This window comes from Aquicoccus sp. SU-CL01552 (assembly GCF_040365005.1).
Taxonomy (GTDB): domain Bacteria; phylum Pseudomonadota; class Alphaproteobacteria; order Rhodobacterales; family Rhodobacteraceae; genus Antarcticimicrobium.
This window is the reverse complement of the sequence record NZ_BAABWV010000019.1, coordinates 63,755-80,491: the sequence shown is the minus strand read 5'-3', so window position 1 is coordinate 80,491 and position 16,737 is coordinate 63,755. Positions and strand designations below refer to the sequence as shown.

15 protein-coding genes and 1 tRNA gene are annotated in these 16,737 nt (G+C 64.8%); 3 read left to right on the top strand and 13 right to left on the bottom strand.

Annotated elements, in window-relative coordinates; genetic code table 11:
* Positions 1–60: 60 nt before the first annotated feature.
* Entirely contained in the window at positions 61–963 is a 903-nt protein-coding gene (locus ABWV23_RS19330) for a type IIL restriction-modification enzyme MmeI (RefSeq protein ID WP_353350750.1), read from the top strand.
* A 550-nt stretch (positions 964–1,513) separates the two neighbouring features.
* Here ABWV23_RS19330 and ABWV23_RS19325 read toward each other — a convergent pair.
* Positions 1,514–1,590 (bottom strand) — tRNA-Arg (locus ABWV23_RS19325).
* A 112-nt stretch (positions 1,591–1,702) separates the two neighbouring features.
* On the opposite strand from ABWV23_RS19325, the gene ABWV23_RS19320 reads away from it, so the two are divergent.
* Together ABWV23_RS19320 and ABWV23_RS19315 are read left to right on the top strand one after the other, a co-directional pair.
* On the top strand, positions 1,703–2,728 hold the full coding sequence (locus tag ABWV23_RS19320) for a LacI family DNA-binding transcriptional regulator (RefSeq protein ID WP_353350746.1): 1,026 nt from the start codon (positions 1,703–1,705) through the stop codon (positions 2,726–2,728).
* A 5-nt stretch (positions 2,729–2,733) separates the two neighbouring features.
* Entirely contained in the window at positions 2,734–3,957 is a 1,224-nt protein-coding gene (locus ABWV23_RS19315) for a winged helix-turn-helix domain-containing protein (RefSeq protein WP_353350744.1), read from the top strand.
* Positions 3,958–4,028: 71 nt separating this feature from the next.
* Here ABWV23_RS19315 and ABWV23_RS19310 read toward each other — a convergent pair whose 3' ends face one another.
* The 12 genes from ABWV23_RS19310 to ABWV23_RS19255 all read right to left on the bottom strand — a co-directional run bounded on the left by ABWV23_RS19310 (position 4,029) and on the right by ABWV23_RS19255 (position 16,668).
* Positions 4,029–5,168 (bottom strand): 3-hydroxyacyl-CoA dehydrogenase family protein, encoded by a 1,140-nt coding sequence (locus tag ABWV23_RS19310; RefSeq protein WP_353350742.1) that lies wholly within the window; start codon positions 5,166–5,168, stop codon positions 4,029–4,031.
* 2 nt (positions 5,169–5,170) lie between these two features.
* Entirely contained in the window at positions 5,171–6,088 is a 918-nt protein-coding gene (locus tag ABWV23_RS19305; RefSeq protein WP_353350740.1) for a helix-turn-helix transcriptional regulator, read from the bottom strand.
* A gap of 96 nt (positions 6,089–6,184) precedes the next feature.
* The gene (locus ABWV23_RS19300; protein ID WP_353350738.1) at positions 6,185–6,646 is read right to left on the bottom strand and encodes an acyl-CoA thioesterase; all 462 of its coding nucleotides are present in this window, start codon (positions 6,644–6,646) and stop codon (positions 6,185–6,187) included.
* A complete protein-coding gene (gene boxA / locus ABWV23_RS19295) occupies positions 6,647–7,843 on the bottom strand; it encodes a benzoyl-CoA 2,3-epoxidase subunit BoxA (protein ID WP_353350736.1) in 1,197 nt (398 codons plus the stop codon).
* Positions 7,840–8,016, bottom strand: a complete 177-nt coding sequence (locus ABWV23_RS19290) for a hypothetical protein (RefSeq protein ID WP_353350734.1) — start codon at positions 8,014–8,016, stop codon at positions 7,840–7,842. The genes boxA and ABWV23_RS19290 overlap by 4 nt, the downstream gene beginning before the upstream one ends.
* 161 nt (positions 8,017–8,177) lie before the next feature.
* A complete protein-coding gene (gene boxB, locus ABWV23_RS19285) occupies positions 8,178–9,629 on the bottom strand; it encodes a benzoyl-CoA 2,3-epoxidase subunit BoxB (RefSeq protein WP_353350732.1) in 1,452 nt (483 codons plus the stop codon).
* 84 nt (positions 9,630–9,713) lie between these two features.
* A complete protein-coding gene (boxC, locus tag ABWV23_RS19280) occupies positions 9,714–11,372 on the bottom strand; it encodes a 2,3-epoxybenzoyl-CoA dihydrolase (protein ID WP_353350729.1) in 1,659 nt (552 codons plus the stop codon).
* 171 nt (positions 11,373–11,543) lie between these two features.
* Positions 11,544–11,900: a DUF309 domain-containing protein gene (locus ABWV23_RS19275; RefSeq protein WP_353350727.1), complete on the bottom strand. Its 357-nt coding sequence runs from the start codon at positions 11,898–11,900 to the stop codon at positions 11,544–11,546.
* Between the two features lie 104 nt (positions 11,901–12,004).
* Complete coding sequence (locus tag ABWV23_RS19270; RefSeq protein ID WP_353350725.1) at positions 12,005–12,832, bottom strand: alpha/beta fold hydrolase; 828 nt, start codon at positions 12,830–12,832, stop codon at positions 12,005–12,007.
* Positions 12,832–14,373, bottom strand: coding sequence for a benzoate-CoA ligase family protein (locus ABWV23_RS19265; RefSeq protein ID WP_353350723.1), 1,542 nt, complete (start codon positions 14,371–14,373; stop codon positions 12,832–12,834). The genes ABWV23_RS19270 and ABWV23_RS19265 overlap by 1 nt, the downstream gene beginning before the upstream one ends.
* Before the next feature lie 217 nt (positions 14,374–14,590).
* Positions 14,591–16,087: a TRAP transporter large permease gene (locus ABWV23_RS19260; RefSeq protein ID WP_353350721.1), complete on the bottom strand. Its 1,497-nt coding sequence runs from the start codon at positions 16,085–16,087 to the stop codon at positions 14,591–14,593.
* A complete protein-coding gene (locus ABWV23_RS19255) occupies positions 16,084–16,668 on the bottom strand; it encodes a TRAP transporter small permease (protein ID WP_353350719.1) in 585 nt (194 codons plus the stop codon). Before ABWV23_RS19255 ends, ABWV23_RS19260 begins: the two co-directional genes overlap by 4 nt.
* Positions 16,669–16,737: the final 69 nt, after the last annotated feature.

The window sequence follows — 16,737 nt, the reverse complement described above, 5'->3', positions numbered from 1 at the left end:
GGTCGTGTTCGGCCAGAACGTCTGCAAAACCGGGACAAGAAATTCAGAGACACGTGGTGGTTGTTCGGAAGGCAGCGCCCAGACTTTCGGGAAGCAACCGCGCCATTACGCCGATACATTGCCACAGGTCGCACTGCCAAACATCGTATCTTTGGTTTCCTAGATGCAGACATCCTTCCTGATGCAAAGCTGATTGCAATTGGCCTAGACGATGCTTGGCAGCTATCGGTGCTTTCGTCTTGCTGGCATGTTACCTGGGCGCTTGGGACTGGAGCATTCTTGGAAGACCGCCCCAACTACAATCATGCAGAGTGCTTCAACTCCTTCCCCTTCCCTGACCCGACCGAGGCCCAGAAAACCCACCTGCGCAGCTTGGGCGAGCAACTGGACGCGCATCGCAAGGCCCAGCAGGCAGCGCACCCCAAGCTGACCCTGACGCAGATGTATAACGTTCTGGAAAAGCTGCGCGCGGGCGAGCGGATCGAGGAAAAGGACCGCGAAATCTATGACCAGGGGCTGATCGGCATCCTGCGCGACCTTCACGGCCAGATCGACGCCGCCGTGGCCGAAGCCTATGGCTGGCCTACCGACCTGTCCGATGATGATATTCTGCACCGACTTGTGGATCTGAACCGCACCCGCGCCGCAGAGGAAGCGCGCGGACTGGTGCACTGGCTGCGCCCGGACTACCAGAACCCCGAGGGCCGCGCGGCGCAGGCGAAGAACGAACAAGGCGATCTGGACGTTGGCCCGCAGGACACCACCAGCAAGCCGCCGTTCCCCAAGAGCCTTCCCGCACAGATTGCCGCCGTTCGCGAGACCTTGGCCGAACTGGGGGAAGCGACCCCGGAACAGGTGGCCCGCCGTTTCAAACGAGGGCGCACTCCGACTGTCGAACCGCTTCTGGAAAGCCTTGCCGCCCTTGGGCAGGCCCGTACAGTGGATGGGCGTTATGCAATCTGAGACGCAGTCGAACGCCATACGGAGGGAGGGGCAGAAGTGAAAAGTGACGGCAACCCCATGCAAAGCGCCCATGCTGCGCCGAGATGCAGCGCGAAATCAAAGCGCACCGGAAAACCATGCCGGAACCCCGCCGTTCGCGGCTGGACCGTATACCGGATGCACGGGGCGCGCGGGGGCGCTCAACCGGGGCCAGCGAATCCGAACTGGCGGCACGGCGGGCGCAGCGGCGAAACGGTAGAGTTGCGGAAGTTGGCGAACATGCTGGGCCGCGAAGCCCGTAAACTTTCGTCTGAACTGTAACCGCTGGAAACCGACGCCCGACCTGTCTTTTGATAAGCGGCAGAAACAGCCCCCCGGGGGGCATTGGGTCTTTGCGCTTCTCGAACTGGCAAACCGACGGCCCCAGTCTCTCCGCGTGCCCACAATTCAACATTTGCTTGTGTCCCGGGAATTCCGGTAGCATCCGGCTACGCATGGGGGAACGCGTGGGGGAACAACAAAATGTTTTTTCGATTTATTTGTTTATTACCAACACTTTGGCGGTTTTATATGGTGACCCCGGCAGGATTCGAACCTGCAACCTGCCCCTTAGGAGGGGGCTGCTCTATCCAGTTGAGCCACGGGGCCGTCGCCGGGGTGTTTAGACCGGTTTGTCGGGCTTGTCACCGGTTTTGCACATGCTTGAACAGCATCGTCGCTTCGCGGTAACGTCATACCATTCCGACAAAAAGGGTCTCTCGTGACGGTTGAAAACAAACGCCCGCTCACCCTGCGCGATGTCTCCGAGGCCTCGGGTGTCTCCGAGATGACGGTCAGCCGTGTGTTGCGCAACCGCGGCGACGTCTCCGAGGCGACCCGCGCCCGCGTTCTGGCCGCCGCCAAGGCGCTAGGTTACGTGCCCAACAAGATCGCCGGCGCGCTGGCCTCGAACCGGGTCAACCTGATCGCGGTGATCATCCCGTCGCTGTCCAACATGGTGTTCCCCGAGGTGCTGACCGGCGTCAACGAGGTGCTGGAGACGACCGCGCTGCAGCCGGTGGTCGGGGTCACCGACTACCTGCCCGAAAAGGAAGAGCGGGTTCTGTACGAGATGCTGTCCTGGCGACCCTCGGGCGTGATCATCGCGGGGCTGGAGCATACCGAGGCGGCGCGCGCCATGCTGCGGGCCGCCGGCATCCCGGTGGTCGAGATCATGGATGCCGACGGCGCCCCGGTGGATGCCATGGTCGGCATCTCGCATCGTCGCGCCGGGCGCGAGATGGCGCGCGCGATCCTCGACGCGGGTTACCGCCGGATTGGCTTCATGGGCACCAAGATGCCGCTCGATCACCGGGCGCGCAAACGCTTCGAGGGGTTCACCGAGAAGCTGGCCAAGAACGGCGTCGAGATCGAGGACCGCGCCTTCTATTCCGGTGGGTCGGCGCTGGCCAAGGGGCGCGAAATGACCGCAGAGATGATGACGCGGTCGCCGGACCTGGATTTCCTGTATTACTCCAACGACATGATCGGCGCCGGCGGGCTGCTGTACCTGCTGGAAAAGGGCTATGACATCCCGGGGCGGATCGGCCTGGCCGGCTTCAACGGGGTGGAGCTGTTGCAGGGTCTGCCCCGGCAGCTGGCCACCATGGACGCCTGCCGGAACGAGATCGGCCGCAAGGCCGCCGAGATCATCGTGGCCCGGCTGGAGACCCCGCCGCAGGAGGTCGACAGCCAGGTCGTGCTGACCCCCAAGATCAGCTATGGCGACACGCTGAAGCGGGAATGATCGGGATGGCCCGCCCGCGCATCGGCAACCGGGCCGCGCGGCGGTTGTTCCTCGACCGGCACGGGCTGGCCGCGCCGCCAATGGGGCCGAGCAAGGGTAAAGACTTGCTCGGCGTGATCAATGGGCTGGGGTTCGTGCAGGTCGACAGCATCAACACCGTGGCCCGCGCCCACGACATGATCCTCTTTTCACGCCGCCCGGCCTATCGGCCGGCGCAGCTCAAGCGGCTCTACGAGGGTGATCGCGCCTTGTTCGAGCACTGGACCCATGACGCGGCGATGATCCCGATGGCGTTCTTTCCCCATTGGCATCTGCGCTTTGCCCGCGATGCGGAGCGGCTGAAACGTCGCTGGCGCGAGTGGCAGGGGCACCGGTTCGACGACCAGTTCGAGCCGGTTCTGCGCCATATCCGCGATCACGGGCCGGTCACCTCGTCGGACCTCGGGCAGGGCGAGAAAAAGGGCAGCACCGGCTGGTGGGACTGGCACCCGTCCAAGACCGCACTGGAATACCTCTGGCGCACCGGCGCGCTCAGCATCGTGGGCCGCGACGGGTTTCGGAAACGCTATGACCTGACCGAGCGGGTGATCGACGCGGCGCTGCTGGCCGATCCCGCGCGGCCCGATCCGGAAGAGACGGTGCGTTGGGCCTGTGGCGCGGCGCTGGACCGGTTGGGGGTGGCCACGCCGGGCGAGTTGGCGGCGTTCTGGGCGCTTGTCACCCCGGCCGAGGCCAAGGCGTGGTGCGACGCCTCCCTGGCAAAGGGAGAGATCATCGAGGCCGAGATCACCTGCGCCGACGGCAGCCTGCGCCGCGTCTTCGCCCGCCCGGATCTCGAGGCGGCGGCGTCAAATCTCCCTCCGCCTCCGGGGCGCATGCGCGTGCTCAGCCCCTTTGATCCGGCGCTGCGCGACCGGGCGCGGGCGGCCCGCCTGTTCGGGTTCGAGTACCGGATCGAGGTGTTCGTCCCGGCGGCCCGGCGCAAGTACGGCTATTATGTCTTTCCGCTTCTGGAGGGGGAGCGGATCGTCGGCCGTATCGACATGAAGGCGCTGCGCGACCGCGACCGGCTGAACGTCACCGCGCTCTGGCCGGAAAATGGCATCCGCTGGAACGGCGCGCGACAGGCCCGGCTCGAGGCCGAGCTGGCCCGCGTGGCGCGCTTCGCCGGCGTCTCAGAGGTGACCTTTGCCGATGGCTGGCTCAGGGAACCGGGGGCGGCGGGCTGAGGTCCGGACACTGCTGCTGTTCTTCTCTTTGCCAAATACTCCCGCCGGAGGCTCCCGGCCCCGCCGCCGTCTCACCGCTTGAGGGGCCGCCACTCCGCCAGCCGCCGCCCGGCGCCGGCACAGTCCAGGATCGGTTCAGGCGGGGTCCAGACCAGCGGGTCCTCCACCGCCAGGCGCATCAGCGCCTCGGCGATCCGATCCGCCCCGAGCGCATCGGCATGGGCGATCACCCCGCCCAACCGCACCGGAAACCCCAGCCCGGCCCGGCTGACCGTGTCGATATCCCCTGCCGTCGCTGCGGTGCCGTCGGCCAGCAGCAAGGCCCCCTCGTGGATCAGCGCCATAACCAGCCGCTCCTGCATCTCTTCCGCGCCGAAACCGCGCGGGGTGACCCCGGCGAACCAGGCCTCCTCGCGCAGGAGGTCCTCGACCAGCGGATCGATCACTGCACCGCCGCCGCCGGGATAGCGATACCAGCCGACGCCCGCCGATTTTCCCAGCCGCCCCTCTTCGACCACGCGGTCCTGGATCGGGACATAAAGGCGGTCAGGGTCGCGATCCGGCACCTGTGCCTTGCGGTCGGCATAGGCCGCGACAAGCCCGGCCAGATCCTGCGCCTCGTAGAGCCCCATGTCCCAGCCAAGGGCGACCATCGCCTCGTCCAGCTCATGCGGAATGGCCCCCTGCAAGAGCATGGTATCCGCCGCCTCGTAGAGCCGCCGCATCAGCCGGGTGCCAATCGAGGCGCGGTTATGCGGCGCGCGCACGGCGTGGCGGCCCATGGTGGCGGCCAGCGCAAAGGCGGCGGCGATCTGCGGTTCTCGCGCCCCCGGGCCGGGGGCAATCTCGACCAAGTTTCGGCTCTGAACTGCGGTATAGAGACGAAATCCAATGACACGGCCGGAAATCCCGGTGGGCGTAGTGGAGAGCAACAGGCTGTCGGGCGCGGTGGTTCGCTCCAGGTGCTCCAGCACGCTGGTGCGCGGCCCGGGGTCCTCTTCCATCGCCTCCATGACGATCTGCGCGCCCGTCGGATCGCCCGGCCCATCGACCACGGTCAGGGTCAGCCCGGCCTGTGCCAGCATGTCACGAATTCGGCGCGCATCATCCGGATCGGGTTCGGCCAGCACCACCGCGTATCCCGCGTGGGTCAGCAGCCGCGCGGCCATGACCCCGGCGGGCCCGGCACCGACGATCAGCGCGCGCGCCATGCTCAGCCCAGAAACTTGCGGTCTTCGATCAGCGCCAGAAGCTGCGCCAGCGAGGCCTCGACGGTCTGGCCCGAGGTGTCCAGCTGTGCCTGCGCGCGGGAATAGAGCGCCTCGCGGCTGGTCAGGATCGAGCGCAGCTGTTCCATCGCCTCGGGGTTGCCCGCCATCGGCCGTTCGTCGCCCTGCGCCCGCACCCGTGCCATATGTTCGCCCGGCGTGGTCTTGAGCCAGATGGTGTGGAAATGCTCGAGCAGTTGGGTATAGGTCTCGGGCTCGGCCACGATTCCGCCGGCAACCGCCAGGACCATGCTGTCATGGGTGGCGATGATGCGCGAGATCGCCTGCGCCTCGAGCTTGCGGTACCCCTCCTGCCCGTACAGCGCCATGACCTCCTCGACCGGCATGCCGGCCTGTTCCTCGATCTCGGAGTTCAGCTCGACGAAGGGGATGTTCAGAGCCTGTCCGATCAGCGCGCCAAGGGTCGATTTCCCCGCCCCCCGCAGCCCGATCAGGCACAGGCGATGACCGCGCAGTGCCTCGGCCGGTTCGGGGTTGAGCCGGCGCAGGATCGCCTGTTGCACATCGGTGCTGGAGCTGCGGAACAGGTCTGCCACCCGCAAGGCGTCCGAGTTCCACGGGTCCTCTTCCCCGACCAGCCATTCGATCCGGTGATCGAGCGCCGAGGCCACCCGCTGCAACAGCCCGATCGAGATGTTGCCCTCTCCGGCCTCGAGCTGCGCGAGATAGCGCGGCGACACCCCGGACATCTCCGACAACACCCGCCGCGGAATGCCCTTGCGCTCCCGCGCGCGGCGCACACGCTCACCGACCCGCTGGATCAGGGCCGAAACCTCGGCCTCGACCCGGGTCGCCTGCGATTGCGGTGTCGCCTCGCCTCGAAAGTTGGTGATCTCGGTCATGCCACTGGCCGGTTATGAAAAATATTGCACAAGCCTAGGGCCAGATCAGGGTCGTTTCAAACCCTTTCACCCGACTAAAGGCGGCCCGCTGCACTATCATGCGGAAATCGTTGCGTCATCCGGACGCAAAAGCGGTTCGACCATCTTGCGGATATCCGGCGGTGCGGACCGCGACTCGAAGGTCTCCGAGACGGTAAAGACGTTGACGAAGCGTCCCTTGAAACACAGGACGCCATCCTGGTAGCCATCGACGCGGAACCCGATCGACTTGTTCCCCAGCTTGTTGGGCCAGACCTTGCAGATCAACCTGTGACGCGGCGTGACCGGCGAGACGAAATCCAAGCTGAGATGGACAAAGGGCGTGCCAAACCCGAGGTCCAGCTCGAGGTGATACCAGCCGCCGCCCAGGTGATGCTCCCACCAGGCGTCGATCGCATCCAGCGCGAAATAGGGCAGCCGCCCGGTATAGGCGATCCTGGCCGGGTCGCAATCGGCCCAGCTGACGCGGATCTCGTGCTCGTACGGGGGCGGCACGGCTGCGTCGTCTGTCTTTGTCATTCAGTAGGTTTCCACGTGATAACGGCCCTCGTCGCGCATGGTGTCGCGCAGCGCGCCCCAAGGCTGGCCGATGCTTTCGGCGATATTGGTCAGCGTCTTTTCGACGCCCTCCTCCATACCGCGCAAGCCGCAGATGTAAATATGCGTGTTGGGATCGGCGATCATCTCGGCCACCGCCTCTTCCTCGACCCGCATCCGGTCCTGGACGTATTCCTTGTCCGCGCCGGGAACACGCGAGAACACCAGGTGTTTCTTCAGCAGCGCCTCGGGCACTTTGTTCAGCGGGCCGAAATAGGGCAGGCTCTCAGGGGTGCGGGCGCCGAAGAACATCACCATGCCACCCGATTTCGCCCCGACGCTGCGCTGGCGGCGCATGGTAAAGGCGCGCATCGGCGCGGACCCGGTCCCGGTGCAGATCATCAACAGGCGCGCCTGCGGGTCCTCGGGCAGCAGGAAGGTGGCCCCGAACGGCCCGGTAAGCTGCACCTTGTCGCCTTTTTGCAGATCGCAGACATAGTTGGAGCACAGCCCGCCCTCCTCGCGCTTCACGGTGAGGGAGAGGTTGTTGAAGTTGGGCCGTTCGCCATCGCGCGGGCTGGAGACCGAATACAGACGCGGCAGGTGCGGCTTGCCCTCGTCATCGGTGCCCGGCGGGATGATCCCGACGCTCTGGCCCTCCAGCACCGGGAACGGCAGCCCCCCGAGGTCGAGGATGACATGGCGCACGTCGCTGTCGGAGTCCTCGGACGTCAGGCGATAGTTGCCCTGGACCGTGGCCTCGGCCGGTTTGCCGAGGTTGTACATGTTGACCGTCGGCTTGGAGGCCGAGGCCGGCGCTTTCGCCTTGCCGCCGGCCCCGGAGTGGGCCTCGGCCAGCAGGGCGGCCATCGCCTCGTCCAGCGCCTCCATCCCGGTCTCGGCCTCGCCGCCGGGGGCCTGGATATCCGCCTGCGCGGGCAGTTCGTCCCATTCGAACTGTTCATCCACCGTATAGGGATCGTTCACCACCCGCCACTCGTCGATCGAGCCGGTCGGGCAGACCGGGATGCAATCCATGCAAAAGTTGCACTTGGACGCGTCGACCACGACGTTGTTGTCGTCATGCTCGATCGCCTCGAGCGGACAGGTCATTTCGCAGGTGTAACAGCGGATGCAGATTTCGGGGTCGATCAGGTGCTGTTTCAGCGGCTTGTTCATTGGCTCTCGCGCTTCTTGCTCAGGATCACGTCCGGTATCATCAGGGCGTCGATCAGGGCCCCGCACAGGCCGGCGCAATCGCTGCACCCGACACAGGGGCCATGCAGTTGCGACAGTTCCACGGACAGATCGTTCAAACGGGGCGTTTCGGCTTTGGACCTGCTGATGTTCATGGCAGAGGCTCCGTTCAGGGTACGATGGATGCCCGGCAGACGGGTGAGCAAGAGGCGGGACCGCACGGCCCCGAATCCCACCATACCACGACTGCCCCCGCATCATCAAAGCGGCGGCGGGGGTCCGGCCCGGCATATGCCGGACCGGAGGGCGCCGGTGATCACGCCATGTGCAGTTTGACGTATTCGAAATCGCCCGGCTTGTTGTCGATGCCCACCTTCGGCGGGGCGATCCAGCTTGCGTATTTTCCCGGCTCGGTGACCGGCTTCATCAGCGACTGGATGAAATCGCCGTCGGCGTGGGTCGGCAACCACTCCTTCATGCCGGCGTCATATTCGGCGCCAGACACCAGGTTGCCTTCGGGATCGAACAGCTTTTCGGCAAAGACGCCGATCTTGCGGTTGAACGCCTCGTGCGGCAGCTTCATCTCGAAGGCGACACCGGTCTTTTCGATAATCTTGTTCCAGCGGGTCACGCCGCCGGCCGCATCGCGGGTATAGTCGTCGCGCAGGCGCATGTTGATCGCGGTCAGGGCCGGAACCTCGTGCTGCACCAGCTTTCCGTCGACCATGTCCCAGACCTTGTAGGTATCCTCGGTCAGCTTGTGGTCGTCCTTGATCCGGTGCTCCATGTACCGGCCCTTGATGCCCGCGTTGAAGGCGTTGGCGGCATTGGTCGACACTTCCTGACCGAACAGGTCCAGCGACAGCGTGTAATGCAGGTTCAGCTTTTTCTGGATCGTCGGCAGATCGATCACGCCGAAGCTGCGGATCTTGTCGATGTCATAGGGATCCTCGATGCCGTGTTCCTTCATCACCTCGCAGGTCTTCTGGATGGTGCGGCCGACGCCGGTTTCGCCCACGAACATGTGGTGCGCTTCCTCGGTCAGCATGAAGCGACAGGTGCGCGACAGCGGGTCGAACCCTGATTGCGCCAGGCTCTCCAACTGCATCTTGCCGTCGCGGTCGGTGAAATAGGTGAACATGAAGAACGACAGCCAGTCCGGCGTTTCCTCGTTGAAGGCGCCCAGCATCCGCGGTGCCTCTTCCGACCCCGAGGAGCGAAGCAGCAGATCGTCCGCCTCTTCGCGGCCGTCGCGACCGAAATACTTGTGCAGCAGGTAGACCATCGCCCAAAGGTGCCGGCCCTCTTCCACGTTGACCTGGAACAGGTTGCGCATGTCATACAGCGACGGCGCGGTCAGCCCGAGGAACCGTTGCTGTTCCACCGAGGCCGGCTCGGTATCGCCCTGGATCACGATCAGGCGTTTCAGCAGGTTGCGGTATTCGCCGGGCACTTCCTGCCAGGCCGGCTCACCGAAATGCTCGCCACAGGGGATGGTGCGGCCCTCGGCCTGCGGCGCCAGCAACACGCCCCAGCGGTATTCCGGCATCTTGACGTAATCGAATTTTGCCCAACCCTTGGGGTCGACTGAAACCGCGGTGCGCAGATAGACCAGCGACTGCTGGAAGTTCTGCGGGATCAGGTCCGACCACCAGTTGATGTAACCGGGGTGCCATTTCTCCAGCGCCTTGAGAACCCGCTTGTCCGAGCTGAGCCCGACATTGTTGGGGATTTGCGTGTCATAGCTGACATTGATCAGATCGAGCATTCGTCCACTCCCTAGAAATTCGGCCCGCGCGACATGCCGCGGCGCCATGTCATGGGGCGCACCATCGGCGCGCCCCTTGGTCGGTCAGACCCGTTCCATGTTGTATTCACCGCGCACCCCGGTGCCGTAGCGTTGCAGCGCGCCCTCCTTGCCGACCGCGTTGGGCCGCTGGAAGATCCAGTTCTGCCAGGCGGTCAGGCGGCCAAAGATGCGGGTTTCCATCGTCTCTGGCCCGGGAAAACGCAGGTTGGCCTCCATCCCGGTCATCGCGTCGGGGCTGAAGCTGGCGCGCTCCTCGAGGAAGATGCGCACCTCGTCCTCCCAATCGATATCGTCAAAGGCATAGGTGATCAGCCCGGCCTTGTCGGCCGCGTCGGCCTCCATCGGCTCCCCGATCCGGTCCTTCAGCGCATCAACGGTCTCGGGCGCCCCCAGGAACCGGGTTTGCAGCCGGGTCAGGTCGTTGCTCATCGGGTAGAGGCCAAAGTTGCCGGGCGTCAGGGTAACCGTCGCCATCGGCCGGTTGTCGCCCTCGAACTCGTCCAGCATCATGTAGCTGCGATCACAGGACCACAGCAGTTCGGCCAACACCCCGGCGAAACAGCTGCCGTGTTCGACCATCGCCACCATCGAGCGCGAGGTCAGATCGACGCGTTTCAGCACCCGTTTCCAGTATTTCAGGATCTCGTTGGCCAGCCAGTGATCGGCGTTGTCGATCAACAGTTTTTCATGCGCGACCAGCTTTTCCGGGTCGCCCTGGCTGCAGAACGCCAGCAGGCCGACCTCGCGCTCGTTCAGACGCAGGTGCAAAAGCGCATCGTCCAACTCGCGCGCCAGTCGCAGCATGTAACCGTCGCAGCCCTGCGCCTGCACCTCCTCCATGTCGGCGGGCGCATCGGCATCCGGGCCCGACAGCGTCACGGTGGCCTTGTGCCCGGCGCGGTCGATGGTGACCTCGACCAGCGAATAGGTCACGCTGTCCTCGCCAAAGGTACGGTCCAGCGGCTTCAGCGTGATGCCCTTGAGCCCCGAGGGCTTGGCCGAGCTTGCCGCGAATTCGCGCGCCCGCTCCTGCACCACGGCATCGAATTTCGAGTTCGGCACGACCTCGTCCACAAGCCGCCAATCGACCGCACGCTGGCCTTTCACGCCCTCCTCGACCGAACAGAACACGTCGGCCAGGTCGCGGCGCACCTTGCGCTTGTCGGTGACCCGGGTCAGCCCGCCGGTGCCCGGCAGCACCGCCAGCAGCGGCACCTCGGGCAGCGCGACCGACGAGGTGCTGTCATTGGTCAGCATGATGTGGTTGCAGGCCAGCGCCAGCTCGTAGCCGCCGCCGGCGCAAGCGCCCTTGACCGCGGCCACGTATTTCTGGCCCGAGTCCTCTTCTGCCGCCTCGAAGGTGTTGCGCGTCTCGTTGGTGAACTTGCAGAAGTTGACCTTGTGCGCGTGCGAGGCCCCGCCCAGCATGCGGATGTTGGCACCGGCGCAGAACACCTTGTCCTTGCCCGACTGCATCACCACGACCTTGACCTCGGGGTGCTCGAACCGCATCCGCTGGACCACGTCGGCTAGCTCGATATCGACGCCGAGGTCATAGGAGTTGAGCTTGAGCTCGTACCCGTCGAACAGCCCGCCCTTCTCATCCACGTCCATGTAAAGATTGGCGATCTCGCCATCGTATTCCACACGCCAGTGGCGGTATTTCGACGGATCGGTCTGAAAGTCGATCACTTTGGACATGTCGCGCTCCTCAAAGGTCGTTTCCTGTGTGCACTTTATGACATTCTCTCCGACGGGTAAACAGGAATATGCATAATAGTGCGCATGTTGTTTTTCTATATTTTCAGTTAATTACCAGAACTATGTGGACGTCACTCCCGTTCTCTGGTCAAGGTAATGCATTATTTTGCACTATCTCGCATCCGCGCCGAGGGAGAGATTCGCCTCTGCCCGCAGACGCGCGATCTCCCGACCCAGCCAGGGACCATCGGCGCGCATCGCCCCGGCCCCCGCCGGCCCCGCCGCAACCAGGTGCCGCTCGGCCAGGTCACACAGCCGCAGCACCGCCTGCGGCCGGCCCATCCGCGCCTTGAGCGCGGCGTTGGCCAGTTGGATCGCGCCCTGCACCAAGGCCCGCTCGCGCGAATTAGGCAAAAGCGCCATCCAAACCGGTTCGAACAGTTCATGCGCCTCCCAGAAGTAGCCTTGCCGCAGGAATTGCCAACCAGCGCGCCAGGCGTCGGACGCGGCAAGCGCGGCGGGCGTCATGCCCGGTCGCGCCGTTTCCGTCAGCCTGTCAAAGCTGCCCTCCGGGTGCCGGGGCGTTCTCCCCGGGACATAGGCATGGGATGGCGCACGGAACCGCACCGGAATCAGACCGGAACCACGTCAGCCGCCTCGATCCGCTCCAGCCGCGCGGCGAACTCGGCCACCGCGTCCAGCGTCTGGTCCGGCTGCTCCAGATGCGGGGCATGCTTGCAATCGTCCAGGATCACCGTATCGACCGGCGCATAGGAACGCGTCTCGATCTCCTCGATCTGGGCCAGCGTACCGTATTGGTCCGCGCGCCCCTGGATCGCCAGCACCGGGATACGGAAATAGTCGATGACCTCACCCACGTTCCACGCTTTGAAGGCGGGATCGAGCCAGGTATCGTTCCATCCACGAAAAGCGTTCTCCGGATCCTTGTGATACTTGGCCATCCGCTCTTTCATGTCGGTGGTCTCAAAGGCCGCACGCGCCTTGGCGATCTCGGCCAGCCCCATCTCCTCGGTAAAGAAATGCGGCGCCATCAGGATCAGCCCGCGCACGCGGAAATCCTCGACGCTGCCGGCATGGATCGCGGCGATGGTCGCACCGTCGGAATGACCGAACAGGATGCAGCGTTCGATCCCCGCCTGATCCAGCACATGCGGCAGCACATCCACAGCCTCGCGCGTCATGAAATCCAGCGGGCGCGGCAGTTCGGCCGGGTCGGACTGGCCATAGCCCTGGCGGGAATAGACCAACACGCCCATCCCGGTCCGCGCCGCCACCCGTGCCGGGAAATCACGCCAGAGCGCGGCACAGCCCAACCCCTCGTGCAACATGACGATGGTCGGCGCCTTGTCCGGCGACGGCCCAAGGCATGTGTATTCCAGCGTCACCCCGTTCACCACCAGCGGGGTTGTCGGGGCCTCGGACCATTCCAACTGCGCCATCAGGCCGGTTCCCTCAGCTTGAATCGCTGGATCTTGCCGGTGGCGGTCTTGGGCAGGTCCTCGACCACCTCGATCCAGCGGGGATATTTCCACATGCCGATCTTGTCCTTCACCAGGTCCTTGAGATCGCCCACAACGCTTGAATCGGCCCCGTCCTTGAGCACGATATAGGCCGCCGGTTTATCCAGCCCCTTTTCGTCGGCCCGGGCAACGACGGCGGCCTCCAGCACGGCAGGGTGTTCGACCAACGCCTGTTCCACCTCGAAGGGCGAGACCCAGATGCCCGAGACCTTGAACATGTCGTCGGTCCGCCCGCAGTAGACAAAACGTCCCCCGGACGTGCGTTCGTACTTGTCGCCGGTGCGGGTCCAGTGACCAGCAAAGGTCGATTGCGACTTGTTCCGCCGATTCCAGTAGCCATCCGCAGAGGACGGCCCGCGCACCAGAAGCTCGCCGACCTCGCCCTCGGGCACGTCCTCGTCATGCTCATCGACCAGCCGCACCTCGTATCCCGGCACCGCGACGCCGGAGGTGCCGTAAACGATGTCGCCGGGGCGGTTGGACAGGAAGATGTGCAGCATCTCGGTCGAGCCGACTCCGTCGAGGATCTCGGCCCCCCACAGCTTTTCCCAGCGCTCACCGATTTCACGCGGCAACGCCTCGCCGGCCGAGGTGCAGATGCGGATCGTGTGATCCGGCATGCCGCCGGCGGCCTCCTGCGCGGCGACCACGGCGGCATAGAGCGTGGGCACACCGCAAAAAATGGTCGGACGCTCCTGTTTCATGATGTCGAACACCGCATCCGGTGTCGGACGCCCGCCGTAAAGCACCGTTGTCGCGCCCACCGACATCGGAAAGGACATGCCGTTGCCCAGCCCGTAGGCAAAGAACAGCTTGGCCACCGAATAGACGGTGTCCTCCTCGCGGATGCCCAGAACCTGCGCGCCAAAGGTGTCGGCAGTGGCCTTGAGGCTGGCGTGCACGTGGCGCACCCCCTTGGGCAGCCCGGTGGAGCCGGAGGAATAGAGCCAGAACGCCAGCTCATCCGGATGCGCCTCGACGGTCTGCATCGGCGCGGCGCCCTCGGTGAAGGCCGCGTAGCTTTCGGTGCCCTCGGGCGCGTCCCCGATCACCACCACCGCCCGCAGGTAACGGTTGTCGGAGATCGCCGGCGCCACCACCTCCCAAAGCGGCTCGGACACCACCAGGATCGAGGCGCGGCTGTCGCTCAGGATCGCTTCGTAGATATCCGAGGACAGCAGCGTGTTCAGCGGCACCGGGATCGCCCCGGCCTTGAGCGCGCCCCAGAACACCACCGGGAACTCGATCTGGTCGCGCACGATCATCGCGACCCGCTCCTCGCGCCGCACCCCGTGGCGATCCAACGCGCCGGCAAACCGCGCGGTTTCCTCGGCCAGACCCGCATAGGTCAGGCTGCGCCGGTCGCCGTCCGCCTCGCGAAAAGCGATCTTGTCGCCCCGGCCCTCGTCGATATGGCGGTCGACAAAATAGATCGCCGCGTTCCCCGATGACTGCTGCATGGGTCCTCCTCCCTGTTCGGTCCCCTTGATCCGGTCCGGCGCGGCGGGTCTCCCTCCCATCGCACCGTGACTCGACGCGCGTATCATGCACCTCTCGCCTGAATGTGCAAGATATTGCCAAAGATACCGGCATTATTTTGCACCACCCCGCTCTGCGAAACGAAAAAGGCCCGGCCCCATTCGGGGGCCGGGCCAGGATCGCCACGCTGCGTCGCCGCTATCGCAACAGGAACAGGGTAATTGACGGAAAGGCCACCAGGATGACCACCCGGACCAGGTCCGAGCCGACAAAGAACATCACCGCCTTGTAGGTGTCGACCATCCGCGTCTTGCGGTCCATCGCGTTGATGATGAACAGGTTCATCCCCACCGGCGGCGTGATCAGACCGACCTCGACCACGATCAGCACGAGGATACCGAACCAGATCGCAACCTGCTCGGTCTCGATCCGGTTGGCCATGCCGCGCGTCATGCGGATGTCCAGCGCCTTCATCTGGTCGCGGGTCAGTTCGGCGCCACTGGCGATCGCGGTCTTGATCGACTCAAGCATGTCGGTCGCCATCCCGTCGGGCACGCCATTGCGGATCACCTCCATCGCCGCATCCGCCTGCAGGTCGGCCAGGTTGACCATGCCGAAGTCCATCGCGCTGATCACCGGGTAGAAGATCGGGATCGTCAGAAGGATCATCGACAGGCTGTCCATCAGACAGCCGAACAGGAGGTAGAAGACCAGGATCAACACCAGCACCAGCCAGGGCGAGAACCCCTGGCTGACCACGTAATCGGCCAGTTCCTGCGGCACCTGGGTCAAGGCCAGGAACCCGTTGTAGAACCCGGCGCCCAGGACGATGAAAAAGATCATCGCCGTCGACCGCGCGGTGACAAAGAAGCTGTCGACCAGCGTCGCGCGCGTCAGCCCGCCATTGGCCAGCGCGATCAACCCGGTGCCCGCAGCTCCTACGGCGGCCCCCTCGGTCGGGGTGAACCAGCCCAGGTAGATCCCGCCGACCACCAGGCCGAAGACCAGCAGCACCGGCCAGACCTGGACCAGCGCCGCGAGCCGTTCGCCGTAGGGCACGCGCGGGCGGGTGCCCGCCGCCTCGGGGTAGAGGCGCACGTAGATCGAGATCGCGATGACATAGCCCAAGGCCGCCAGCAGACCGGGAATGAAGGCCGCGAGGAACAGCTTGGCGATGTTCTGCTCGGTCAGGATGGCATAGATCACCAGCACCACCGAGGGCGGGATCAGGATGCCCAGCGTGCCGCCGGCCGCCAGGGTCGCGGTCGAGAACCCGCCGGCATAGCCATATTGCTTCAACTCGGGCAGCGCGACGCGGCCCATGGTGGCGGCGGTGGCCAGCGACGATCCGCAGATCGCCCCGAACCCGGCACAGGCGCCGATCGACGCCATGGCGACGCCGCCCTTGCGATGACCCAGCCAGCCCTCGGCCGCCTTGAACAGCGCGTTCGACATGCCGCCCAACGTCGCGAAATGGCCCATCAGCAGGAACATCGGCACGATGGTCAGCGAGTAACTGGAAAAGGTGGTGTAGGTTTCGCTTTTCAGCCGCCCGAAGGCGACCGTGGTGCCATCGGTGACGATGAACATTCCGACCAGCGCCACGACGAACATCGCCAGCCCGATCGGCACCCGCAGGAAAATCAGTATCATCAGGGCGGGAAAGGAGGTGATCCCGACTTCAAGCGCACTCATTGATCCGTCTCCACCCCGTCCCAGACGAGAATGCGACCGGTCGCGAACTCGGTCACCCGAACGACGGCCATGTAAATTCCCACGATGGCCGAGACCACCGCGCCGAACAGGCTGGCCGCATAGGCCCACCAGACCGGGAATTGCAGCAGGAAGGATGTCTCGCCATAGCCCTTCTTGGACAGCATCCCGTCGGCCAGTTTCCAGGCGATCAGGATCAGCACCAGCGCAAAGACCACCTCGGTCACCATCCGCAGGAACCGGTTGACGCCGCGCGACAGCGCATTGGCCACGATATCGACCGAGGCGTGCCCGGCGGTGATCTGGCACAGCGGGATGAAGGCAAAGATCGCAAAGGCGACGCCGGCCTCGACCAGCTCGAAATCGCCGTTGACCGGCCCGATCCCGATGTCGATCAGCCAATGCGCAAGCCCGGGCGCGAGCCCCATGACGAAGTCACTGTGAAGAATGCCGTTCAGGCTTCGTCCCAGGATGGAGACGCAGGTGAGAAGGATAAGCGCCGAAAGCACAATCCCACCCAGGATCGCCATGAAACGGGCCAGACCGGTGAATAAAGCGTGCATGCTTTTCCCTTCGGCGGTTGCCAGTCTTGTGAAAGAACAAGCCGCGGCAGCAGGGGCCGCCGCGGCTCC

Excerpts from the sequence above, each read along its gene's own strand:
- ABWV23_RS19305 (WP_353350740.1), bottom strand. The coding sequence starts at position 6,088 with ATGACCGAGATCACCAACTTTCGAGGCGAGGCGACACCGCAATCGCAG.
- boxC (WP_353350729.1), bottom strand. The coding sequence starts at position 11,372 with ATGTCCAAAGTGATCGACTTTCAGACCGATCCGTCGAAATACCGCCAC.
- ABWV23_RS19300 (WP_353350738.1), bottom strand. The coding sequence starts at position 6,646 with ATGACAAAGACAGACGACGCAGCCGTGCCGCCCCCGTACGAGCACGAG.
- ABWV23_RS19265 (WP_353350723.1), bottom strand. The coding sequence starts at position 14,373 with ATGCAGCAGTCATCGGGGAACGCGGCGATCTATTTTGTCGACCGCCAT.
- boxB (WP_353350732.1), bottom strand. The coding sequence starts at position 9,629 with ATGCTCGATCTGATCAATGTCAGCTATGACACGCAAATCCCCAACAAT.
- ABWV23_RS19260 (WP_353350721.1), bottom strand. The coding sequence starts at position 16,087 with ATGAGTGCGCTTGAAGTCGGGATCACCTCCTTTCCCGCCCTGATGATA.
- ABWV23_RS19315 (WP_353350744.1), top strand. The coding sequence starts at position 2,734 with ATGGCCCGCCCGCGCATCGGCAACCGGGCCGCGCGGCGGTTGTTCCTC.
- ABWV23_RS19275 (WP_353350727.1), bottom strand. The coding sequence starts at position 11,900 with ATGACGCCCGCCGCGCTTGCCGCGTCCGACGCCTGGCGCGCTGGTTGG.
- boxA (WP_353350736.1), bottom strand. The coding sequence starts at position 7,843 with ATGAACAAGCCGCTGAAACAGCACCTGATCGACCCCGAAATCTGCATC.
- ABWV23_RS19255 (WP_353350719.1), bottom strand. The coding sequence starts at position 16,668 with ATGCACGCTTTATTCACCGGTCTGGCCCGTTTCATGGCGATCCTGGGT.
- ABWV23_RS19270 (WP_353350725.1), bottom strand. The coding sequence starts at position 12,832 with ATGGCGCAGTTGGAATGGTCCGAGGCCCCGACAACCCCGCTGGTGGTG.
- ABWV23_RS19290 (WP_353350734.1), bottom strand. The coding sequence starts at position 8,016 with ATGAACATCAGCAGGTCCAAAGCCGAAACGCCCCGTTTGAACGATCTG.
- ABWV23_RS19310 (WP_353350742.1), bottom strand. The coding sequence starts at position 5,168 with ATGGCGCGCGCGCTGATCGTCGGTGCCGGGCCCGCCGGGGTCATGGCC.